The organism is Sporofaciens sp. JLR.KK001, from assembly GCF_036941055.1.
Taxonomy (GTDB): Bacteria; Bacillota; Clostridia; order Lachnospirales; family Lachnospiraceae; genus Sporofaciens.
Genome location: NZ_JAYMNO010000001.1, coordinates 126,368 through 147,637, shown reverse-complemented (window position 1 = coordinate 147,637; position 21,270 = coordinate 126,368). Strand labels below are relative to the sequence as shown.

Sequence of the window (21,270 nt, the reverse complement as noted above, 5' to 3'; positions counted from 1 at the left end):
AGCAAGGGTTGGAGCGGTTTGTACCGTTCTTTTTTTATGCCATTTTACGGATAGTTTCGACATATAGTCATAACTTAAAAGTTTTGACACCGTTTCACTGACAACGGAAAAATGCGGCTTAGAGCGGTGTCATTTCTTATGGTCAAAAGTACCACAACTAAATTAAGCAAAGGAGCGATACATCATGAAATACGGATATGCACGAGTAAGCACCAAAGGACAGTTAGACGGAAACAGCATTGAGGAACAGTCTACAGCAATTCAGAATCTTTATGCTGACGCTGAAATTGTTGTTGAGAGTTATTCTGGAGCAAAGGAACGACCGCTATTCAATAAGATATTAGAGCAGGCACAGGAAGATGATTATGTCGTTGTAACCAAGCTAGACCGCTTTTGCCGTTCTACAAAAGAGGGGTTAGAGTATATCGACCGCCTTATGAATAAGGGCGTAAAAATACATATCCTGAATATGGGGTTGATAGAAAATACTCCTATGGGACGGCTGATAGTCACAAACCTATTAGCATTCGCAGAATTTGAAAGAGCTATGATTATTGAGCGTACACAGGGCGGTAAGGCTATCGCCAAGCAGAGAGAAGATTTCAGAGAGGGCAGACCGCCGAAGTACAGCAGTAAGAAAATCAATCATGCTTTGGAGCTACTAGAAAACCATTCTTATAAACAAGTAGAAGAACTTACTGGAATCAGTAAATCAACGCTTATTCGAGAAAAAAGAAAACGCACAGTAGCATAGAACGCCAGTATAGGAGAAATTTTATATAATTTTTCCGAGGTAACCTACTCAATACCTTTAAAAACGAAATGGAGTTGCATACCGCACCGTCCTTCTATGCGGCTGATAATCTTCAACGACTTTAGAGCCAGTCGGAAAACAGGCTCTATTTTATTTGCCCAAAAAACAAATCAGAAAAAGAAAGGAGCTATTCATTATGGCAAGAAGAATCAAAAGTAACACAAAATTTAGCAACGTAGACATCCTGGATTTCATGAAAAAGGTTGTAGAAAAACACACACGCTATTATCAGTCTGATTTTGAGATTGATAAGGAGACTTTACGGAGAGCGGCAGTCAGGCAGGAACATCAGGAGAAAACTTTTATCTGGTTATGCCGTACCCATGGTACATGGTGTCTGCTTGAAAGAAATGTGTTCTTAAAGGAAACAAGCGAACATATCACATTCAATTATTATGCAGAGCAGACTACAGAGTCAGTTCTTGCATTTGTGATTGAGATTACAAGCGACACGCAGGATTCTATTACAGGTAATGTGTACCCTTTAGATTATGCGGCACATTGTAATCATGTACGTTCTGTATCTCTTTATCCCGAAACCGTCTTAATGCAGTATAAGCCACATTCAGAAGAAGCATTGACAGCATTGTTGCATAGGGAGAGAAAGGAGGGGGTGTATTATCGTGAAGAGTGCGCAAATGCTTATATAGCAAGGGTTTCATAAAGTTGGCAGGCTAATTTTGAGTATAATTTTGACAGACATCTAGTCACGATACAAACACATTTTATTATTTAATATCGTACGATAGTACGACCCAGACAAGTCGTTAAACTGTCTTTTTTTATTACTCATTTTTACACAGACAAAAGGAGCAAGGACAAATGAACAAATGGTTTAAAGAAGTAAGAACGGTTGAGGAATTACGGAAACAGTACAGAGAGTTACTGAAGAAATACCACCCCGACAATGACGGCGGCAGTGTTGAAGCCACGCAGGAAATCAACGCAGAATACGACAGATTATACGCCATTTTGAGCAAAGAAAAGCAGTCGGATGGCGAATCTTCCACCTACGATACAGAAGCCGAAAATGAAGCGTTTAAGAGCGTTATCAACGACATTATTCATATTAATGCAGATATCGAAATCATTGGAACTTGGATATGGATTCATGGCGGTTACGAGTATCGGCAATTACTAAAAAGTGTTGGTTTTAAGTTTGCACCAAAGAAAAAATGTTGGTGCTGGCATTTTGGCGAGTACAAACGATATCACAAAAAAGAAGTGTCACTTGCTGAAATTCGCATGAAGTATGGCAGTCAGACGGTACACAGCAAGTCCAAACAGTTTGCATTAGATTAAAAGAAAGGAGTGTGAGAAAGTATGAGCAAATCTGATTTCATAAGCATTTTTGAATTGACCCTTGTATCTGCAAATCTTGACATTATCGGTTTGTCTTTGATTGATGACAACACAGCGCAGATAACATTTAAGGGCGGCGGCACAAGACGAGTGAATATTGAAGCAGACAGCCACAGCGCAATCATTCTGGACGTGATGAAGCACGTATATTAATAAGAAAGAGAGGATTTTGTTATGAGTACAGAAATCAAAACTTTAAACGGATGGACAGATTTTGCTGACCGTACAGGCAGGACAAGCATTTATGATTATCTCCGCAAAGGGGATATTGTGGAAGAAAACCTTGTGGATTACTTTATGAACGTAATGCCGCCAAGAGCAATGTCATATGGTTATCTGCAAGTTGGAGAGCCACACAGCCATGTTTACGATATCGACCGACGACTTAAGACAACTTATATGACGTTTGCCGAATGTGACGGAAAATGGAGATTTTACGGAAATTGTTTTCCTTATGAAACTGTTGATAAGACCTATTGCTAAACCGTTAGGCTTTATTTTTTGCCAGAAAGGAAGTGTTACTATGTGTTATTTTCAGGGTCAGGCAGTAGGGGAGTATTGTTCCTGTTGCCGTAATTGCAGTGATTATCTATCAACGTGTGTTCCTATCGTAGGTTACGGCGGCTATGCAGTCGGCGAATGTGATTTTGATTTTTGCAGTTATTGCCCTTGCTATTCAGAATGTGAGGAAATATGGGGAAAGGCGGTAGACTTATGAAATTGCTCAATTACGACAATAAAGATTTAATTTACCAGAATTTACGAACGACTGAAAATAAGCCAGTATCAGACGGGTACACACAATGCCAGTATAAGATTTTATGCAATTTGATTCGCCAGAAAGGTATTGAAAAAAGATTCTTTGATTTTCTACTAGCGGAACTTTATAACCTGTCAGACTGGAAAGAACTGAAATACGAACAAATGTACGAACTGATTCATGTTCTGACATTTTGGGATTATCAAACAAGGAAAGAGAGGACAAACGCATGAGCGAATTATTGAAAATCTATGAGAATGTCGTTAGACACGAGAAAGAAGTGGTACATATGGAGGAACGTGTTATCGAGGAAGTGATCCGACTTTCTAAACCATTTGAGGACAAATTAAGCGTTGATGAATTGGAAACACTGCAAGACGCTATGTTTTCTGTTGCCTTGACTTCACAGCATGAGGGATTTAAGTTAGGCATGAGATATCTTGCAAAATTACTTGCTGAATGTTGGTTATAAAAAGTAGACCTCTTACTTTCTTCTGGTAAGAGGTCAGCTATTCAGATTGCTTTCTTATTTTATAATTCATTAAATAGTTCAGTTCTGCCTGATTTTCCGCTGTCAGTTTCTTGTAATCAGTTAAAAAATCAAAATCCGCTTTTGACAATTCCATAATGTTCTCAATCGGAATATGTTTTGATTGAAGGTGACGCACAAGGGAAATCCCTAAATCATAGGCAGATGTATCTTTAACAGAAGCATCTATTTCAGTAGAAGAACCGACCACCAATTCATCTAATGAAACCTTATAGTATTCTGCAAACATTAAAAGAGTATCTATATCGGGTATCCTTCGACCACATTCAAAATATGAATAAACTGAACGACTTATGTTTAAATTCTCACATAATTGCTTCTGTGTCAAATTATGCTGTTGCCGAAGTTCCAAGAGTTTTAAGCTGATTCTATTTTGCGGCATATATTCACCTCGTTTTATTTTCATATTGTATCAATTATAAAAAAGTATGTGTTTGGTATTAACAAAATAAGAATTATGTTGTAGAATACTAAATGTCGCATATTGTTACATTTATATATAAAGGATAAATGTACAAAAATGAGAACAGAACAGATTTTCGATTAAAGCCACGTAATATTTATATTCTAAAGAAAAGAGAGGAACACAAACATGAGAAAACAATACAATATCATGACATCTTGTGATAATAATTTAGTGCCCTATGTAGCGGTAGGACTTACAGCAATGGCGCATAATCTAAAGGACGCAGACATTGATTTCTTTTTTCTCCACAGCCATGTCAGTCGGAATAACATAGAAATGTTAGAAGCTCTATGTGAGGAACTGGAGAATTGTAAGATTCATTTTCATGAGATTTTAGTGCCACATGCAGAGGTCTATTCAGAATTGGCTGAATATGGAACTGGATGGACTGGCGAAGCATATTATTCTTTATGCGCTCATTTGCTTCTGCCTGATGAAATTGACAGGGTTTTATACCTTGACGCAGGCGACACTCTGATAGTCGGTGATATCGCTCCATATTATCATTATGATTTTCAAGGAAAAAGCCTTGTGGTGACGGGTTCAAGGTATAAGCCATATAATGGAAATCTGGAACTATTTAGTGCGGATGACTTAGGGGATTGGAAAGAAGGACTTCCTGGAATCCTGAGAGGAATTTTTAATTCAGGTTCATACATGATGAATTTGGACAAGATGAGGAAAGATGAAAGAACGTTAGCGGATTATCAATATTTATCTCTAAAGCTCCGAGAACTCTTTGGAGATGATAACCATAATATCTATTGGGGAGACCAAGGACTTCTATCTGCAACATTTGTAGGTGATGTACGATATTATGGTTTTCCTGAAATACGGAATTTATGGTATATGCCTTATAATTTCTGTCTTTGGTATTATGACAGAATGAATGAAAAACCTAATTATTCTCCTGCAATTCTTCACTTCGCAGGAACAGCCTTTAAACCATGGAACGGTACATATCCCATTTTTACAGAAAGGTTCCAGAAAAAAGAACAATTACATTCCATGAATGAATTAAAAAATGGACAAGCAGGATATTTTTATTTATGGCATGAATACGCCATCATGGCAAACACCATTTTGGATAAAATAGGATTTTAAGATTACAAACGGGTAGCGGCTAAGTATCTACTTAATAAGTATAATAAAATTAGTAATGAAATAAAAATGTAATATAACCCTACAAGGGGTACGTTTTAGCGGCGTACCTCTTTTCGTTTGTAAGCTATTGTAAGTTATTTGTAGTAGCTCTTATCAATTGGCTGAACCCTCAGCCGATTCCTAATTTAAAATAACATTCAGATAAAGCAATCAACGTGACACACTTCTGCTATTTTCCATAGCAGTTCGGATGTCTGTTTAATCGACATTTGGATTTCCGCAGTATCCAGATACAACCGACATAAAAAGTCTCATTGTTCTTGTTCCTGTTTTTTGTTAGATAGAGTAGATTCCAGATTACAGCAGTCTACAATGCCTTTAAAAGATATACAGTCACAACACCTATACATGTAAGCCATAGCATAGTAAATCTGACACAATAAGTCTTATCAGGCAGAATATACTATAGATATGCCGTTAGGCAGTAGGGCAGAGGTGTAGAGGGTGTGCATGCTCTGAATGCCTTGTAAATACTGGGCTTATCAGTTGTCAGAGTGATAAAGATACGGATTGTTTTGACACACTTATAGTCACTGTTCAGTATAAATTTCCAGTACCCATTATAAGGCTGTATCCTTTAAAGATATACTTTGCAGAACACAGCCTTTTGGATACATAGACGCTGTTTAATTACATTGTAATTGGATACTTTGGAAGTTATTTCTTTTTTGTCATATCTGAAAACATTGCATCCATTGCCAATTTATAGCCAAGAAAACAATAAAAGCATTCCAAATCATATAAAGAATAATTTAAAACATCCCTTTCACCTTCTAGGTCCTGATAATAAAGAAACCGTCCTCTTTCAATAATTTCATCTGCACATGCAGCCTCATATTCAAGAGTAGGTTTGAATATAAAATCACTCATTGTATTTTCGCCTCCTTTCCATAAGATTTAAATACCTGCTATAATCTTATAAGCTAAATATCATTATGACGCCGACAGGCGGTTAAACTATATAAAGCACAGCCTCACATAATAGCTACAATAGGTATGCTACTACCAGATGATAAGGTAGGGGTGTAAAGGGTGTCTGTGCGCTGAAAGCCGTGTAAATACTGGGTTTACTGGTCGTTAGACCACTAAAGATACGGTTGGTTTCAATAGACATCTAGTCAGAATAATACGTGCTTTATTTAATCATATGTGATATGATTATACTATACTCTTACGGAGGAAAAGAAAATGGTACATACATTTGAATTATCAAAAGTGATTTCAAGAGACACATTTAATGAAATCATTCGTTCTTTAAAACTAAGATACTATCGTTACTATTGGTTTACTACGGCTTACTCTGACAAAGGTTTTGCCGCAATTCGTTTATACAAATTTAAACGTAAAGAAATAAAAACAGAAGTACAAGAAGATAACGACTTCACACATTATTACATGATTTCTTTATCCATAAATACAGCTAATATGTTTAGCGGTTACCAAGACCCACATATACCCCAAAGCATTTTATCCTTTACGCCTGACTATGTAAGAGCCATCTACCGCAAAATATTTGAACTTATCCCATGTTTAGAAATTTATCCAGAGCGGTGCTTTGATGAATGTTGGAAAGATGTGGAAGATTGCACGATTGAAAATGATGAAGCATGGCTTAACAGGAAGAAAAGGTTAAACGAACAATGGCTTGAATTAAATTCTTTTAAAGCCGCCAGGATTGATTTTACATTTGACCTTTATACAATGAACCAACAGTATTTAAAACTTATTGATAAAGGCTACAGCTTGCGGACAGGTTCTTTTGAACGTAACTATTATGGCAATGACGAACCTGATATATCAGAGAACAAAATAACATTATCTGATGAAGAACCAGATGTACCTGATATCGAAGATTTCTTGGCAGAAATACCTAATGATGAATCATCCGATGATTCCGACAGCAAAGCCAACATAAAGACTTATAATTCTGATTTAAGTTACATTTATTATAAGGGCAAGAGCTTAAATATCAATATTTACCATAAGCAAACGGAATTAGAGAAAAGACAGCTTGAATGTGACCCTAATACAGATTATAATTTTCTTAGAATCGAAGTACAAGTTAAAAAAAGTAAACTTAATACACTTGTTAGCAAATTTGGCCTAAAAGGCAGAGAATTACAGTATCTGGTGACACCAGAGATAGAACGTTATATATTGGAGTATTATGTCAGCAAGCTAACAGGCAAAGGCATTTATGTAACATATGACCGTGCAATGAACATAATAGATAACAGCGGCTATACCAAAAGTAAAAAAGTGCGCTTAAAAAAGGTTATTGAAGCAGTTGCAAAAAAACATGGAATAGCAAAAGTATTAGAACAGATTGAAAAAGGTACAATAACAGATTTAGGAACTCTACAAACTGTCAAAAGGTATTTAAAAGAGATAGAAAAGCTTGGCATTAATCCAGTAACCATATCTGCCCGAATGACTGTACCAAAGCAGACAATAAAGAACCAGAGCGGCGGCAAGGATTTATCAGAGAAAATATTATTTAATCTTGTGGATATCTTATCCACCTACGGCGACCAGATGGAAGATTATCAAAAACATGGTGTACCGATAACGGATGAAGTTTTAGAGCAAATAGACAAGCTATATCAATCATAGAATATTATGAAACAGATTAAAACAGTTACCTTGGCTAGAAACAAAAAACCAACAGAGGAACAAATCAAACAGATAGAAGAAGCGGCAAAGAGAGAAATCGTATTTGATGAAGATTCTCCCGAACTTACGCCTGCAATGGAAAAAGCATTCCGATTAGCGGCAAAAAACCGTAATGCGCAAAAAAGAACTTTCGACAATTCCCAATAAAAGGAGACGCAACATGAATATAGAAATTGTCCAGAGCCTATACCGTACAGCAAAAATAAAATGGTCTACTCATTGCCTTGAACGTATGCAGGAAAGAGATATTAGCATAGATGATGTCGGTAACTGTATTATGTCTGGTGAAATCATAGAAGATTATCCTGATGATTTTCCACATCCAAGTTGTTTGATATTTGGATATGCTATTCATCATAAAGTATTGCACACCGTTGTTGGTTTTGATGGTGAAGTTCTTCATATCATAACAGCATATTATCCAAACACTATAAAGTTTATGGAAGATTTAAAGACAAGGAGGAAGAATTAGATGTGTATGTATTGTAAATGTAACGATTTAATCGAATCTACCACAACTCATGTAGTAAATTATAAGGGATGTGTGATTATTGTAAAAAATGTCCCTTGTGAAGAATGTGAGCAATGCGGTGCAAAGTATTATTCAAATGAAACCGCACGCCAATTAGAGAAATTAGTAAATACAGCCAAACAGCTCATGCAGGAGATTTCAGTAATCAATTATACAAAGGTTGCATAGCTTGATGATTAAGAGGTACTTCGGTATCTCTTTTTCTATATCCATAGTAAAATGAAAGGAAGTGATATCACATAATATAAGTCTTTCAGTAACTATTGTTTGGGATAAAGTTGGGACTTTTTCAAGATGAATCCCTTTTTTAAAGGCAAGAATTGGGACTTGATATCTCTTTAACAGACCCTCGAAAGCTTTGCCATGTCTGCCGTTGCTAAGAGAGCTAAGGCTGCGAACCTTGATGCAATCCATGATACAGTTCATGAGATGGCAAGAGACGAGGCTCGACATGGTAAGGCTTTCGAGGGACTTCTTAAGAGATACTTCGGCTAAGAGAAAAAACGCGTAATATAAGAGTTTTTAAAAGGATGGACAAATTGTTGTCTGTCCTCTTTTTCGCTTTAAAACAGGGGATTTCCATACCAAAAGTGGTAAAAAGACGGATACCCTTCTTCTTATTTCACTTCTACAAATTCCATAAAGTGGATACCCTAAATCTTGCCTTATTTCCCCATTCATTAAAGAAGGAAATTAACATGAGCAATAAGAAAGACAGCGGTGTTTATCAATTGGATAATGGTTATTAGAAATCAATGATTGTCTTGCAGAGCTGTATTACACCGAAAACATAGCATACAGCTATACGAAGTCAGAATAACACGTGCTTTATTCAATGATATGTGATATGATTAATCTATACTCTTGTAAATATTCTCTCTGCCTACGGCGACCAGATAGAAGATTATCAAAAACATGGTGTACCGATAATGGATAAAGATTTAGAACAAATAGACAAACTATTTCAATCATAGAATATTATAATTATATTTGGGGAGGGAAACCATGCCACAAAAAGTTCAATCACTATTACTTCAATATTTGAACAAACCGCCTAAATACCATTCGAGGATTGACGAATATATAAATTTGTGATAAATTATATCTATCTTAAGAATCTATATGTTCATTTTAGCAATATCTGCAAAGAATTCAAACACGAATAGGAGGAATACGATATGTCAACACTAGCGCAATATTTAAAGAAAAATAAAGAACACGCATATTCCTTTGCAACTGCTAATACTAAATACGATAAACAAGGACGCCCTGTAATCTCAAAGGAAGACGAATGGGTAGATGAGGCAGAGTGGAATGAATTGTACGATATGTTAAAATTTCAAAAAAAGGTGGAATAATATGGGAAAATTTTTCGAAGGCGAAGTGTGGTTTGTAGGATTTCCTTTAGAAGAAGATCATTCTCAGATCATCAACAGACCGGTCGTTGTATTGGACGAAGATCAATTAGGCGTTCTTTCTGTGAAAATAACAAAACATAAGATACGATATAATGACCCTTATGATACTCCTATTTTGTATTGGCAGCAAGCAAATCTGAGATTAGCCTCCACAGCAAGAGTATCAAAGGTAATGAATCTACAACCAGACGATTTTATTTTTAAGATAGGAGAACTACATCCTGATGATTTAGATAGGATAGAAGAATTATATATCCATTTCATGGATGGAACATTGCCAGATTAATATCATATTCTAACAGTCGATTAGTCCATTTATTTCTTGAAATATCTTCATTAATTCACGTAACTACAAAGATGCACACAAAAAAGGATAACACCAAAATATAGTAACTGTACAACCCAAAGCCGCGCGGCCGCCAAATGTGCATGCAAGCATGCTCACTTGGCTCTTTCTTCTTATCCCGCCGTCATCTATATCTTCTCCACCTCTTCCGGCGTTATCTCCCTCTGCTTTAATTTTAAGTACACAACCTCCCTGAACAGCGCGTAGATCACTGACACAACCGGAATAAATATCAGCATTCCTACCACGCCCATCAGGCTGCCGCCCAGACTGACCGCCGCCAGCACCCAGATCGAAGGCAGTCCCACCGACCCTCCTACAACATGAGGATAGATCAGATTCCCCTCCACCTGCTGCAGCACAAGGAAGAGGATCACGAATATCAGCGCCTTCACCGGATCTTCTATAAAGATCAGGAATACGCCCACCCCGCAGCCTATGAACGCGCCGAATATCGGGATCAATGCGGTAAATGCGATCACGATCCCTACAAGCAGTGCATACGGAAGCTGCAGCACCGCCATGGAGACCACGAACATACTTCCCAGTATGATCGCCTCCACACACTGCCCGGTGAGAAAGCTTGAAAATGTATTGTACGTCAGAGACAGCACCTCAAGCGCAGCCTCTCCGCGCCCTCTCCTGACAAATGCGAACAGCACCTTCTTCGCCTGCAGCCCTAGCTTCTCCTTCTGAAGCAGGATATAGATTGCGAATACGAACGCAATGAAGAACGTCGTGATCGCGCTTACGATACTTTTCGCCGCCGTGATCGTTGAGTCCAGCACGCTTCCGGCGCCGTTCTTGAAGAAGTCAAGCCCCGCTTCCATGATCTTATTCCAATCGAATTCAAGATCATTCACCCAATCCATGATATCCTTGTTATTGTGAAATATATCCTCTGCCCATTCCTGCACTTTGGGGATGAACTCCTGAATACTCGTACCCAGATTGGCAAACGTATTACCCAACTGCGGAATCAGTACAAACATCACAACCGCCACGATCCCGATCACGCCGAATACCACGATCAGCATACTGACCGGACGGGCGATCTTACACATATATTTCCTGCCCTTAATCTTACCCTCGTCAAACAGATGGCGCTGCACAAAATTCATCGGCACATTCAGCACGAACGCGATCGCACCTCCAAGAACAAAGGGAAATATAATGTGAAACACAAAGGCCAAAGCCCCCACCACAACATCATATTTCCACAGGCACGCCGTAGTCAGCGCCGTAAATACGATCAAACCTCTGATCTTCCTCACCGTCTCATTACTTAATTCCATACAAACCTCCGCACCAGTACGATCTCATACTAATTTTTCATCATTTTAAGAAACTGTATCACCGGCAGATTCAAAAACGCCAGCGCGTACATTGTTAACAGCTGTCCCGAACTCAGGTCAGCCACCTTGAATATCCCATGCAGCCCCGGAAGTAGAAGAACCCCCGTGATCAGCGCCGCACCCACAAGAAATGCACCTATTAAATACACATTATTACATATTGCCGGTGAAAATACAACCGGTCTGGATGATTTACAGTTGAAGCCATGCGCCAGACGGCTCAGACATAATGTCCCGAATGCCATCGTGCCCGCAATCTTTGCATCACCGGTCCGGTATCCGATCAGAAACGCAATCACCGTCAACGCCCCGATACATAATCCTTCCGTCCCGATACTCAGCAGATAATCCTTCGTCAGGATGGACTCCTTCATAGCCCTTGGCTTCTGTTCCATAACCTCCGCCCTGTGCGGTTCAAGTCCCAGCGCAATTGCCGGAAGGCTGTCTGTCAGAAGATTGATAAAGAGCAGATGCACAGGCTCGAACGGCACCGGAAGTCCCGCAACAGAAGCGAATAACACCGCCAGGATCGCGGCAAAATTACCTGATAACAAGAACTGGATCGCATTCTTGATATTCTGGTAAATATTCCTTCCGTTCTCCACCGCCTTGATGATCGTAGCAAAATTATCATCCGTCAGCACCATGGCAGCCGCATCTTTCGATACCTCGCTTCCCGTGATACCCATGGCGACGCCGATATCCGCCTGCTTAAGCGCCGGCGCGTCATTGACGCCGTCCCCCGTCATTGCCACGATATTTCCCTTATCCTGCCATGCACGCACGATCCGTATCTTGTGCTCCGGGGATACTCTGGCGTATACCGAGATTCCTTCCACGAACTCCTGAAGCTCCTGGTCCGTCATATTCTCAATAACAGCGCCCTCGCAGGCCTCTGAATCATCCTTAAGTATGCCGATCCGTTTCGCGATCGCCGCCGCCGTCACCTTATGGTCGCCCGTGATCATAACCGGCTTGATGCCCGCCTGGATGCATCTGCCGACAGCCTCCTTCGATTCCTCCCGCGGCGGGTCCATCATAGCGATCAGCCCCAAAAACGTCAGATCTTCTTCATCCTCCAGGGATATCTCCCGCTCCCCATCAAGCTCCTTATAGGCAAATGCAAGGACACGCAGGCCGTCTCGGGAGAATTCCAAATTCTGCCGCTCTATCTCATCTCTGTCTTCCTGAGTGATTCCGGCCATCCGGTCCAATAACATATCCACAGCGCCCTTTACGACCGCAACATTCCGCTTACAGTTAATATCCGTCTGCTCTTTGCCGTCATCCTCCGGCAGCCGCATCCTGTGCACCGTAGACATCCGCTTCCTGTCACTGTCAAAAGGCAGCTCCGAAAGCCTTGGGTAACGCCGTCTCACCTCCGCCACATTTACCCCAAGCTGCTGTGCCAGATTGATCAGCGCCGTCTCTGTCGGATCTCCGATCTCTGCCCCGTCCTCATTCGTAGAATCGTTGCAAAGGATGCTGAAGCGAAGAAGCAGCTCTTGGCTGCGGCTGTTAAGGTCAATCTCTTCGGCCGGTATCCGCCTTCCATCCACATAGTAATACTCTGCCGTCATCTTATTCTGTGTCAGCGTCCCTGTCTTATCCGAGCAAATGACCGACACGCTGCCAAGTCCTTCCACAGCCTGAAGCTTCCTCACGATCGCATGCTCTTTTGCCATCTTCTGCGTTCCGAAGGACAGCACGATCGTGACGATAGAGCTCAGCGCCTCGGGAATCGCCGCTACCGCAAGCGCTACCGCGAATAAAAACGCGTCCACCGCAGAACCGCCGCGCAGAATATTCATCCCAAAGAGAATCCCACAGAAGACCAGTATGATGACCGATAATTTCTTGCCGAATTCATCCAGACTCACCTGGAGCGGGGTCCGTTTTTCCGATGCGGTCTTGATCAGCCTGGCGATCCTGCCGACCTCTGTCTCCATCCCGATCGCCGTCACTACGCAGGTGCCTCTCCCGTAAGTGACAAAACTTCCCGAGAATACCCTGTTCGTCTGATCTCCGATCGCTGCGTCTGCGGGTACATCCTCTAACGATTTCTCCACAGGAAGACACTCTCCTGTCAGGGCGCTCTCGTCCGTCTTAAGGCTTGCACAGCTAATCAGCTGCCCATCCGCCGGGATACAGTCTCCCGTTTCGATCACCACTTCATCACCGATCGTAACCTCCCTGGCGGGAATCTGCACCAGCGTCCCGTCCCTCACCACCTTCGCGGCAGGCGCCGACAGCTTCTTTAATCCGTTTAGAGACTGTTCCGCCTTAACCGTCTGCACCGTACCAAGGACCGCATTCATCGTGATCACCACGAAGATCACTGCCGCACTCTCGGCGTCCCCTAGGAATCCTGATACCACCGCTGCAATAATAAGGATGATCACAAGAAAATCCTTGAATTGCTCCAGAAATATCTGTAAAACACTCTTCTTTTTCCCCTCTGTCAGCTCATTGTATCCGTACCGCTCTTGATTCTTTCTTGCCTGTTCACTCGTCAGCATATACATTTCCTCTCTTTCTTCTCACTTTTTCAGAAATATACTGTGTATAGAAGTCTCCTAGTTTTAGCATTCCCATATTGGGTATATTTGAATACAAAAAGAGACCCCTATTGCATATGAAAATATGCAATAAAAGTCTCACCATTTCATTACGATACGGATGACTGCTGTACCGGCCATCGTACTGACGACATCGTAAACGCCCCGGATCCAAAGCCCCTCAGCAACAGCCAAATATCCATGCAGGCATGGCTGCTTCGCGGGAATGATCCTCTTAAGACGCAAGTTACTCCCTTTTACTTGTTTCTAATATATACCATCCATCACGCTTCTGTCAATATTTTTTCAATTTATCATTCCAGCTCCTCGTTCTTAAGCCGCTTGATCGTCAGCATATAGTGATCTGAAATCGCGTTGCAGATAGCCTCAACATCCCGAGTCTTACAGATATCGACCAATTCTCTGTGGATCGGATATTGTCTCTCCAGGACCGTCTGCTTGTCCACAAATCCCGCGTTACAGCTTAAGATCTCGCCGTATTCCTGATCCTGCCATGCTTTCTTAAGGCGTGCAAGACCTGCTTTCTCTATAATGACCTCGTGAAGCATGCACCCATAGGAAACTATCTTGCTATAATTCTCTATGGTCAGATTCTTCATCAATTCCAGAGCTTCTTCCATCCTTGCGATCTCTTCGTCCGTGAACTGCGCTTCATACAGACGGACAGCGATCATCTCATAATTCGAACGGAGCAGATATGTCTCATAGACATCCTGTATGGTAATCTCCCGCACAGAACAGCCCACATTCCTGGTATATTCAACCATTCCCTCCTGCTCCAACTGCCGAAGGGCTTCCCGTATCGGACCCCTGCTCACTCCCAGCTCATCCGAGAGATCCTGCTCAATGATCCTCATTCCCGGAGTCAACTCCTGATTCAGGATCTTAAGCCGGATCTCTTCTGATACATTTTCACGCAATGTCTTGAATGCCAATTTTCCCATAAGCAGTCCTTTCCCGCCTGATTACTATTTATCATCACCTGTTCCGCTATTTTATCATTTTACCATAGCAGAGTCAATAAGGGAGATGCTGATATCTCAGAAAAACCGGGAAAAATGACCTTCCGCCTGTCAGATCTCTTCTATATCTGTTGTTCTTTTTTCCTTACATAGTCAAGGATCATCTGCACGGCGCCCTCAACTCCTGTCTTGCCTACATTGACGACCATATCATAACATTTCGGATCGTTTCTTTTCGTTCCCGTATACCGCAGATAATATTCATTCCTCTTCTCGTCGCGTTCCTTAAGTTCTGCAAGCGTCTGACCCTGATAATATTCCTGCCCTTCTTTTTCTCTGTAATCGTCATCCGCATAGATAAAGAATGAATACGTGTGCGGCAGCTTGGCCAATACGAAGTTCGCGCACCGTCCAAGGAAGATCCCCGGCTCTTTCTTCGCGAGCTTCAGGATCAGCCTGCTCTGCTCCTCGAATACTCTGGTATCCACAACATCTTCCGCAACTCCCGCGCCCGGCATGGAATACGGGGAAAATGTCAGCGTCTCTCCTTCATTATAGGAATCCAGATATTTCTGGAGATTCTCAATACTTGCAGATTCCATACCGAATCTTTCGCCCAGCATACAGATGATCTGCCTGTCACATACCCGGCACTTAAGCTCCTTTGCCAATGCCTCCGCAATCTTCCTTCCGCTTGCACCGTAGAGACGGCCGATGGCTATATTGATCTGATTGCTGTACTTACCTGACTCGCCTGCCAAACCGCCATGCTGCGCCGAATCCAAGTCATCCGCCAGTTCAGGCGCTTCGGCGTCTGCTTTGCCTTCTCTTGCGATCAGCTCTCTCATCATCTGATCATATTTCTTATCAAGCCTGTAGCATAATGCAATCAGGAACATGAGCAGCCAGATCGCGATCGGCACATACAGGTAGAAGCCCTTGATCACCGCGATCGCCTCAGCCGTCTGCTCTGCCGCCGTGGCCTTCAATCCGTCGAATGCCGCCCAGGACAGAATACTTCCCATTATTGCAGATGTGAAGCCTGATCCTGCCTTCTGCCCCATACTCATGGATGAGAACATCAGCCCTTCGATACGAAGCCCTGTCTTCCATTGTCCGTATTCTATGGCGTCGCTTGGAAGAGAATACTGCACCCCGTAGAACGGGGCGATTCCGAATCCCCTCATGATACAGGTGAGGACTCCCAGAGGTATACTGGTAATATTCATCAGGAACAGAAGCTGTCCGGCAACACCAAGAATACAGCCCGCACAGATCAGGTTCCGTTTCCCGAACTTCGGAAGCAGCTTCGGAAGCAAAGCGATCCCGACGATCGTCGCGATCTTCTCGGATGCTGACAGCGGCATAACAAGATCAACGTCATTTAACACATACTGACAGTAATAAGTAAGATCCGTTCCGATAATGATCTGATATACCGTATAGAACAGCATCAGCCCCAACGCGATCAGGAAATACGGATTGCTTACCGTGGCCTTAAGCGCCGTCCAGAACGGAATATTATCCTTGCTCTTCTGCGCCGTCTGCACCCGTTCCGTACAGGTCGCGTAGGTATTCAGCAGTACGAATACCGAGATGACTGCGTATACGGCCGTTACAAGAATCCACGCTGCCTGCTCATTGCCGATCAGCGCCGCAACCTTATTGATCAGAGGCAGCGTAAATGCCGTAATGACCATACTTGCCGTAATAGACAGGATCATACGAATATTGCAGATCACATCCCGCTCTCTCCTGTCACGGCTCATCAGCGATCCCAGCGCATGGAACGGCTGGCTGATCGCCGTATACACAACGGTATTCATGATGTTATAGGTCACAAAGGCATAGACGACCTTGCCCTTCGGCCCCATGCCCGGCATCGTAAAGAGCACGATAGCAGCCAATGCATAGGGCACCGCAAGCCTCAGTATCCATATCCTTGATTTCCCGTATTTGGAGTGAGTCCGATCGATGATGGTTCCCATCAGCACATCCGAGAATCCGTCGAATACACGGGACACCAGCATGATCATCCCCACAGAACCGGCGGATATGCCGACCACATTGGTATAGAAGTAGATCAACAGTGTCGTCGTCATCGTGTACATCAGCGTCAGAGCCGGGTCGCCGAAACAGTACGCCAGCTTTTCAGACATGGGCACCTTGATGAACTCATCCATATCCTTATTCTTTTGTTTATAATTCAATAGTTCCGCTACTGATTTCATAATTTTTCCTCATATTTGAAGCAATCCCTGCGGACTAGCAATTCAACAGCTCACGTTCGATGATTTCCCGCGCCTTCGGCGCTTCTGTATCCATACGTTCCGGATATCCGAAGATCGATACACAGGAGATCGCATCGCCTCCAACCTTGAACTTCTTGTTTGCAAAATCCATTTTCCTCAGGGTCTCAAAGATACCTGCAAAATCAACGTCCCCCTCTCCCATCGGGTTATGCTGATGGATGGAGACATCCTCTCTCCCCATACTGTTCAGCCACGGCGGGTTCAGGATATATCTGCAGTCTTTGGTCTGGTTGTATGTATCTGCAAATAATACATGGCTCAGATCATCGCCTGCATACTCCAGCATAGAGCGTACGTCGCCCACGCCTTTGTCATAGAAGAATCCATGCGGAGCGGAATATACATATTTCAGATTATCGGAGCGATAACTCTTCACCATATCACAGGTCTCGTTATTCAGCTCACAGAAATCCCACGGGTGCGACTGGATCTCTACGCGGATCCCCTCCTTCTCGAACAGCGGGAGCAGTTCATCCATAGAACGGAACCACATGCCGTTACAGATCTCCTGCTGGTTCGGATCGCCGGAAAGCTCCGTATTGATTACCTGTACGCCCATATTTACCGCGATCTCAACAATCCTTCTCCAATTCGCCACCGCCATCTTCCGCTGCTCCTCTGTCGGGCCGGACCAGCGGTACACAACGATAAAGGAAGAGATCTCTACTCCCGTCTCGCCAAGCGCCTTTCTATACTCCGCCTCGCATTCCCTCGAGAAAAGCGGATGCTTATAGAACGGATTAATGCGCGGATGCGGAGACTGTTCGATATACTTGTACCCCCAGTCCGCTACCTGATGTACCATATCGTTAATACCCATCTGTTTTGCCAATACGTCTACGTCAAACGCTATCTTCATTATTACTCTCCTTCCTGCTGCTGCCGCCTGTTCTTATCTGATATCTCAAACAGATCTATTACAGACCGGTATGCTCGGCAATGTATTTTCTTGCTTTCAGCGCATATTCAAACGGATTCGCCTTCGCCGGATCCTGCTCCGCCTCTACGACTACCCATCCCTGGTAACCAGCTTCCTCAAGTATCTTAAAAATCGGCGCAAAATCCACGTCCCCGTCTCCCGGAACGGTAAATGTTCCCTCGCGCACTCCCTTTAAGAAGCTCCATTTCTCCTTCCGGGACTGCTCTGCCACACTCTTTCTCAGATCCTTCAGATGCACGTGGCGCACACGGTCAACATATCTCCTCAGAACCTTCTCCGGGTCGATCCCCGCGAATGACAGATGGCCGCTGTCGAACAGAAGGAATACCAATTCAGGGTCTACGGACGCCATAAAACGATCGATCTCCTCTTCCGTCTGGACGACCGTTCCCATGTGATGATGGAAGGTCAGCACCATTCCCTTGTCCTTCGCGATCCTGCCCAGTCTGTTAAGCCCTGTTGTAAGCAACTCCCACTCCCCGTCATTCATGACATATTTGCCTTCCTGGATCGGGCGGTCCAACATTCCCTGGATACTGTAGCTCTGTTCGGATACGCCGATGCATTTTGCACCTACCTGTGTCAGGAAATCACACTGCTTAATAAAAGCTTCCTCCGTCTCCTCGTACGGTCTGCTGATCAGGAAAGAAGAAAACCACTGATTGCAGATCGTCATACCTCTAAGATCTAACGCTTTCTTCAGGACTGCCGGATCTGCCGGGTAGTGGCTGCCCACTTCCGATCCGGTAAATCCCGCAAGCGCCATCTCGCTGACAGTCTGCTCAAACGTATTCTCCTTGCCAAGATCCGGCATATCATCATTCGTCCATCCGATGGGTGCGATTCCAAGTGAAACCTTACTCTTGTCTAGCATCTCTTTTTGCTCCTTTACTGTTCGTATGATTTTAAGCGAAATACTTCTCTACAAACGCCTTCGTTACTTCCGCCGCCTTCTTCACATTCTCCTCGTGTGACATCGCATAGTATTCCGGACGGAATTCCTCGATGGTGCACACGCCGTCGAAACCGATCTCCTTCAATGCGCCTGCGATCGCAGCATGGTCGATCACGCCCTCTTCCGGCCACAGTCTCTTGTCATCCCCGCAGGAACCAAGCGGAAGGTCTTCGCAGTCGTTCAGATGGTACGCGAAGATCTTCTTGCCGTCTGCGTTCTTAAGATCCTCGAGCTTCGAGCACATCTCATGGAAATGGAAGGTATCAACCGTGATTCCCACATTATCTCTGTCTACAGCCTTCACTACGTCATATGCCGTGCCAAATTGATTGATGGAGCAGTTCGGAGCACCGCAGAATTCCAGGGAAATCCTGATGTCAGAGCCTACCTTGTCAGACAGATAGCGAAGTCTTGCAACTGCCTCTTCCTTAATCTCGGACACACTCTTATCCTTCACGTCAAACTGAGGAACCGTGATCAGCATCTTCATACCGATCGCCTTGCACACCTCGATAATGAAGTCCGTCTCCTCGTCGATCTCTTTCACACCGGCCTCATCCCTCTGGTTGAAATAGATCAGGGTATTATACGCCCATGGTTTCAGATGATGGTTCTTAAACCAGTCTGCCAGTTCCTCCAACGTATGCTCTTTCAGATAGTCCTTCACGCAGTCGAACCTGATCTCAATATAATCAAACCCATACTTCTCACATGCTTCCAGGTCAGCCATGAGGGACTGTCCCTTACACTCCAGTGCTGTTGCTTCATTAAATCCTAATTTCATAATCGCGGTCTCCTTTTCATCTATTTTCTCTGCTTTTCCTGCCTTACTTGCTTTGCTTGCTTTTCCTGCTTTCCTGCTTTTCCTGCTAATTGCATATTATTTCATAATATTGCTTTGTTTGTCTGTCTGCTTATATCTTACTTTGATTTACTTATTTGCGTGCTCGTGTACGCTCATCTGAAAAATATATACCGCCTGCCGCGGGATCTTTGGCTTGCATAAACTCCAGCTTCTTGGCCGTAATATCCTTCTTACTTATAAAACTCCGGCTTCTCAACCGTTACAACCTTCTCGATATTGCCCGTTTCCTGTGCCTTTACCAATGCGTCTGCGGTAACTGCCGCCAGATATCCGTCCCATGTGGTAGGTCCTTCGATCACATCTTTTGCAGCACAGTCAACCCAGTTCTGGATCTCTGCATCATAAGCATCCTTGAACAGTACGAAACAATCCGTTGTGATCTCTGTAGAAGCCGCCGCATTCTTCCTGATAGAAGGAGCCATCGGAGCGCCCATCTTAAGTGCACCGTCCTCGCATACTACTTCGCAGTTGATATCGTATCCGAACTTACAGTTTACAAAACACTCTACATCGATACAGATACCGCTCTTCGTGCGCATCAGCATGATCTGCGGATCCTTAAGCTCAGAGTGGGAATACTTCGTAACCTTCGGCATGATCACCTGCACACTCTCATAATCATCATTGACCAGCCAGTGACACAGATCTATCTCATGGATCACCGTATCATGTACCGCCATCGGTGTATTGTAATTCGTCCCCACCTCAGGATTCCTGTGCGTACAGTGCATCATCAGCGGTTCGCCGTACTCGCCCGTCGCTATCGCGTCCTTGATCTGGTTATATCCCTTGTGGTAACGGCGCATGAATCCCAGCTGGATCAAATGTCTGCCGGAGGCTGCCTCCGCGTCCATTACCTTCTTGCAATCCTCTGCCGTCGTACAGAGCGGTTTCTCACAGAACACACGCTTGCCGGCCTTGATCGCTTCAAGAAGATCGTCAACATGTGCGAATCCCGGCGATACGACCAGAACCGCGTCAACATCAGGATCGTTGATCAGCGCTTTGCCGTCCGTATAGACCTTGGCTCCTCCTGCGATCTCGGCCGCCTTCTTCGCTCCCTCTTCAAATACGTCTGAAACTGCCACAACCTCGGCTCCCTGGGTTCTCTCTGTGATCCTCTTGATATGATCTCTTCCCATTCCGCCGCATCCGATAACTCCTACTCTTAACATTTTGTTTTCCGCCTTTCTTGTTTTGTTTTATTTTTACTTTTT

25 protein-coding genes and 1 pseudogene are annotated in these 21,270 nt (G+C 43.4%); 15 read left to right on the top strand and 11 right to left on the bottom strand.

Features of this window, described 5'->3' with window-relative positions:
- Positions 1-184 precede the first annotated feature (184 nt).
- From VSQ62_RS00805 to VSQ62_RS00775, 7 genes are all read left to right on the top strand, one after another.
- The gene (locus VSQ62_RS00805) at positions 185-754 is read left to right on the top strand and encodes a recombinase family protein (RefSeq protein ID WP_334632661.1); all 570 of its coding nucleotides are present in this window, start codon (positions 185-187) and stop codon (positions 752-754) included.
- A 196-nt stretch (positions 755-950) separates the two neighbouring features.
- Complete coding sequence (locus VSQ62_RS00800) at positions 951-1,478, top strand: hypothetical protein (protein WP_334632660.1); 528 nt, start codon at positions 951-953, stop codon at positions 1,476-1,478.
- Between the two features lie 158 nt (positions 1,479-1,636).
- Positions 1,637-2,116, top strand: coding sequence for a J domain-containing protein (locus tag VSQ62_RS00795; RefSeq protein ID WP_334632659.1), 480 nt, complete (start codon positions 1,637-1,639; stop codon positions 2,114-2,116).
- A 21-nt stretch (positions 2,117-2,137) separates the two neighbouring features.
- Positions 2,138-2,329: a hypothetical protein gene (locus tag VSQ62_RS00790; RefSeq protein WP_334632658.1), complete on the top strand. Its 192-nt coding sequence runs from the start codon at positions 2,138-2,140 to the stop codon at positions 2,327-2,329.
- A gap of 21 nt (positions 2,330-2,350) precedes the next feature.
- Entirely contained in the window at positions 2,351-2,659 is a 309-nt protein-coding gene (locus tag VSQ62_RS00785; protein ID WP_334632657.1) for a hypothetical protein, read from the top strand.
- Positions 2,660-2,699: 40 nt separating this feature from the next.
- A complete protein-coding gene (locus tag VSQ62_RS00780) occupies positions 2,700-2,894 on the top strand; it encodes a hypothetical protein (RefSeq protein WP_334632656.1) in 195 nt (64 codons plus the stop codon).
- A gap of 271 nt (positions 2,895-3,165) precedes the next feature.
- Positions 3,166-3,408 (top strand): hypothetical protein, encoded by a 243-nt coding sequence (locus VSQ62_RS00775; protein WP_334632655.1) that lies wholly within the window; start codon positions 3,166-3,168, stop codon positions 3,406-3,408.
- Between the two features lie 37 nt (positions 3,409-3,445).
- On the opposite strand, the gene VSQ62_RS00770 is transcribed toward VSQ62_RS00775, so the two are convergent.
- A complete protein-coding gene (locus tag VSQ62_RS00770) occupies positions 3,446-3,868 on the bottom strand; it encodes a helix-turn-helix domain-containing protein (RefSeq protein WP_334632654.1) in 423 nt (140 codons plus the stop codon).
- Between the two features lie 210 nt (positions 3,869-4,078).
- Between VSQ62_RS00770 and VSQ62_RS00765 the strand changes: the two genes are divergently transcribed.
- Entirely contained in the window at positions 4,079-5,056 is a 978-nt protein-coding gene (locus tag VSQ62_RS00765; protein ID WP_334632653.1) for a glycosyltransferase family 8 protein, read from the top strand.
- A 717-nt stretch (positions 5,057-5,773) separates the two neighbouring features.
- Here the strand turns inward: VSQ62_RS00765 and VSQ62_RS00760 are convergent.
- A complete protein-coding gene (locus VSQ62_RS00760) occupies positions 5,774-5,986 on the bottom strand; it encodes a hypothetical protein (protein WP_334632652.1) in 213 nt (70 codons plus the stop codon).
- A 318-nt stretch (positions 5,987-6,304) separates the two neighbouring features.
- Here VSQ62_RS00760 and VSQ62_RS00755 point away from each other — a divergent pair, with 318 nt between their 5' ends.
- From VSQ62_RS00755 to VSQ62_RS00725, 7 genes and pseudogenes are all read left to right on the top strand, one after another.
- Complete coding sequence (locus VSQ62_RS00755) at positions 6,305-7,729, top strand: hypothetical protein (RefSeq protein ID WP_334632650.1); 1,425 nt, start codon at positions 6,305-6,307, stop codon at positions 7,727-7,729.
- Between the two features lie 6 nt (positions 7,730-7,735).
- The gene (locus VSQ62_RS00750; RefSeq protein ID WP_334632649.1) at positions 7,736-7,936 is read left to right on the top strand and encodes a hypothetical protein; all 201 of its coding nucleotides are present in this window, start codon (positions 7,736-7,738) and stop codon (positions 7,934-7,936) included.
- 13 nt (positions 7,937-7,949) lie between these two features.
- Positions 7,950-8,261 carry a DUF4258 domain-containing protein gene (locus VSQ62_RS00745; RefSeq protein ID WP_334632648.1) on the top strand — a complete coding sequence of 104 codons (312 nt, stop codon included), beginning with the start codon at positions 7,950-7,952 and terminating at the stop codon, positions 8,259-8,261.
- Positions 8,262-8,489, top strand: coding sequence for a type II toxin-antitoxin system MqsA family antitoxin (locus tag VSQ62_RS00740; RefSeq protein WP_334632647.1), 228 nt, complete (start codon positions 8,262-8,264; stop codon positions 8,487-8,489).
- 204 nt (positions 8,490-8,693) lie between these two features.
- Positions 8,694-8,816: pseudogene (locus VSQ62_RS00735) on the top strand (NADH peroxidase); the annotation flags it as partial.
- A 683-nt stretch (positions 8,817-9,499) separates the two neighbouring features.
- Positions 9,500-9,679 carry a hypothetical protein gene (locus VSQ62_RS00730; protein ID WP_334632646.1) on the top strand — a complete coding sequence of 60 codons (180 nt, stop codon included), beginning with the start codon at positions 9,500-9,502 and terminating at the stop codon, positions 9,677-9,679.
- 1 nt (position 9,680) lies between these two features.
- The gene (locus tag VSQ62_RS00725; protein ID WP_334632644.1) at positions 9,681-10,025 is read left to right on the top strand and encodes a type II toxin-antitoxin system PemK/MazF family toxin; all 345 of its coding nucleotides are present in this window, start codon (positions 9,681-9,683) and stop codon (positions 10,023-10,025) included.
- Positions 10,026-10,213: 188 nt separating this feature from the next.
- On the opposite strand, the gene VSQ62_RS00720 is transcribed toward VSQ62_RS00725, so the two are convergent.
- From VSQ62_RS00720 to VSQ62_RS00680, 9 genes are all read right to left on the bottom strand, one after another.
- Positions 10,214-11,380, bottom strand: a complete 1,167-nt coding sequence (locus tag VSQ62_RS00720; RefSeq protein WP_334632643.1) for an AI-2E family transporter — start codon at positions 11,378-11,380, stop codon at positions 10,214-10,216.
- 29 nt (positions 11,381-11,409) lie between these two features.
- Complete coding sequence (locus tag VSQ62_RS00715; protein WP_334632642.1) at positions 11,410-13,959, bottom strand: cation-translocating P-type ATPase; 2,550 nt, start codon at positions 13,957-13,959, stop codon at positions 11,410-11,412.
- A gap of 138 nt (positions 13,960-14,097) precedes the next feature.
- A complete protein-coding gene (locus tag VSQ62_RS00710; protein WP_334632641.1) occupies positions 14,098-14,244 on the bottom strand; it encodes a hypothetical protein in 147 nt (48 codons plus the stop codon).
- A 68-nt stretch (positions 14,245-14,312) separates the two neighbouring features.
- Positions 14,313-14,963, bottom strand: coding sequence for a GntR family transcriptional regulator (locus tag VSQ62_RS00705; protein WP_334632640.1), 651 nt, complete (start codon positions 14,961-14,963; stop codon positions 14,313-14,315).
- 140 nt (positions 14,964-15,103) lie between these two features.
- Positions 15,104-17,212 carry a cytidylate kinase family protein gene (locus VSQ62_RS00700; protein ID WP_334632639.1) on the bottom strand — a complete coding sequence of 703 codons (2,109 nt, stop codon included), beginning with the start codon at positions 17,210-17,212 and terminating at the stop codon, positions 15,104-15,106.
- 34 nt (positions 17,213-17,246) lie between these two features.
- Entirely contained in the window at positions 17,247-18,152 is a 906-nt protein-coding gene (locus tag VSQ62_RS00695; protein WP_334632637.1) for a sugar phosphate isomerase/epimerase family protein, read from the bottom strand.
- Between the two features lie 58 nt (positions 18,153-18,210).
- Positions 18,211-19,107: a myo-inosose-2 dehydratase gene (gene iolE, locus VSQ62_RS00690; RefSeq protein WP_334632636.1), complete on the bottom strand. Its 897-nt coding sequence runs from the start codon at positions 19,105-19,107 to the stop codon at positions 18,211-18,213.
- A 31-nt stretch (positions 19,108-19,138) separates the two neighbouring features.
- Entirely contained in the window at positions 19,139-19,972 is an 834-nt protein-coding gene (locus tag VSQ62_RS00685) for a sugar phosphate isomerase/epimerase family protein (RefSeq protein ID WP_334632635.1), read from the bottom strand.
- A 251-nt stretch (positions 19,973-20,223) separates the two neighbouring features.
- Positions 20,224-21,228 carry a Gfo/Idh/MocA family protein gene (locus VSQ62_RS00680; protein WP_334632634.1) on the bottom strand — a complete coding sequence of 335 codons (1,005 nt, stop codon included), beginning with the start codon at positions 21,226-21,228 and terminating at the stop codon, positions 20,224-20,226.
- Between the last annotated feature and the right edge of the window lie 42 nt (positions 21,229-21,270).

Excerpts from the sequence above, each read along its gene's own strand:
- VSQ62_RS00805 (WP_334632661.1), top strand. The coding sequence starts at position 185 with ATGAAATACGGATATGCACGAGTAAGCACCAAAGGACAGTTAGACGGA.
- VSQ62_RS00800 (WP_334632660.1), top strand. The coding sequence starts at position 951 with ATGGCAAGAAGAATCAAAAGTAACACAAAATTTAGCAACGTAGACATC.
- VSQ62_RS00795 (WP_334632659.1), top strand. The coding sequence starts at position 1,637 with ATGAACAAATGGTTTAAAGAAGTAAGAACGGTTGAGGAATTACGGAAA.
- VSQ62_RS00790 (WP_334632658.1), top strand. The coding sequence starts at position 2,138 with ATGAGCAAATCTGATTTCATAAGCATTTTTGAATTGACCCTTGTATCT.
- VSQ62_RS00785 (WP_334632657.1), top strand. The coding sequence starts at position 2,351 with ATGAGTACAGAAATCAAAACTTTAAACGGATGGACAGATTTTGCTGAC.
- VSQ62_RS00780 (WP_334632656.1), top strand. The coding sequence starts at position 2,700 with ATGTGTTATTTTCAGGGTCAGGCAGTAGGGGAGTATTGTTCCTGTTGC.
- VSQ62_RS00775 (WP_334632655.1), top strand. The coding sequence starts at position 3,166 with ATGAGCGAATTATTGAAAATCTATGAGAATGTCGTTAGACACGAGAAA.
- VSQ62_RS00770 (WP_334632654.1), bottom strand. The coding sequence starts at position 3,868 with ATGCCGCAAAATAGAATCAGCTTAAAACTCTTGGAACTTCGGCAACAG.
- VSQ62_RS00765 (WP_334632653.1), top strand. The coding sequence starts at position 4,079 with ATGAGAAAACAATACAATATCATGACATCTTGTGATAATAATTTAGTG.
- VSQ62_RS00760 (WP_334632652.1), bottom strand. The coding sequence starts at position 5,986 with ATGAGTGATTTTATATTCAAACCTACTCTTGAATATGAGGCTGCATGT.
- VSQ62_RS00755 (WP_334632650.1), top strand. The coding sequence starts at position 6,305 with ATGGTACATACATTTGAATTATCAAAAGTGATTTCAAGAGACACATTT.
- VSQ62_RS00750 (WP_334632649.1), top strand. The coding sequence starts at position 7,736 with ATGAAACAGATTAAAACAGTTACCTTGGCTAGAAACAAAAAACCAACA.
- VSQ62_RS00745 (WP_334632648.1), top strand. The coding sequence starts at position 7,950 with ATGAATATAGAAATTGTCCAGAGCCTATACCGTACAGCAAAAATAAAA.
- VSQ62_RS00740 (WP_334632647.1), top strand. The coding sequence starts at position 8,262 with ATGTGTATGTATTGTAAATGTAACGATTTAATCGAATCTACCACAACT.
- VSQ62_RS00730 (WP_334632646.1), top strand. The coding sequence starts at position 9,500 with ATGTCAACACTAGCGCAATATTTAAAGAAAAATAAAGAACACGCATAT.
- VSQ62_RS00725 (WP_334632644.1), top strand. The coding sequence starts at position 9,681 with ATGGGAAAATTTTTCGAAGGCGAAGTGTGGTTTGTAGGATTTCCTTTA.
- VSQ62_RS00720 (WP_334632643.1), bottom strand. The coding sequence starts at position 11,380 with ATGGAATTAAGTAATGAGACGGTGAGGAAGATCAGAGGTTTGATCGTA.
- VSQ62_RS00715 (WP_334632642.1), bottom strand. The coding sequence starts at position 13,959 with ATGCTGACGAGTGAACAGGCAAGAAAGAATCAAGAGCGGTACGGATAC.
- VSQ62_RS00705 (WP_334632640.1), bottom strand. The coding sequence starts at position 14,963 with ATGGGAAAATTGGCATTCAAGACATTGCGTGAAAATGTATCAGAAGAG.
- VSQ62_RS00700 (WP_334632639.1), bottom strand. The coding sequence starts at position 17,212 with ATGAAATCAGTAGCGGAACTATTGAATTATAAACAAAAGAATAAGGAT.
- VSQ62_RS00695 (WP_334632637.1), bottom strand. The coding sequence starts at position 18,152 with ATGAAGATAGCGTTTGACGTAGACGTATTGGCAAAACAGATGGGTATT.
- iolE (WP_334632636.1), bottom strand. The coding sequence starts at position 19,107 with ATGCTAGACAAGAGTAAGGTTTCACTTGGAATCGCACCCATCGGATGG.
- VSQ62_RS00685 (WP_334632635.1), bottom strand. The coding sequence starts at position 19,972 with ATGAAATTAGGATTTAATGAAGCAACAGCACTGGAGTGTAAGGGACAG.
- VSQ62_RS00680 (WP_334632634.1), bottom strand. The coding sequence starts at position 21,228 with ATGTTAAGAGTAGGAGTTATCGGATGCGGCGGAATGGGAAGAGATCAT.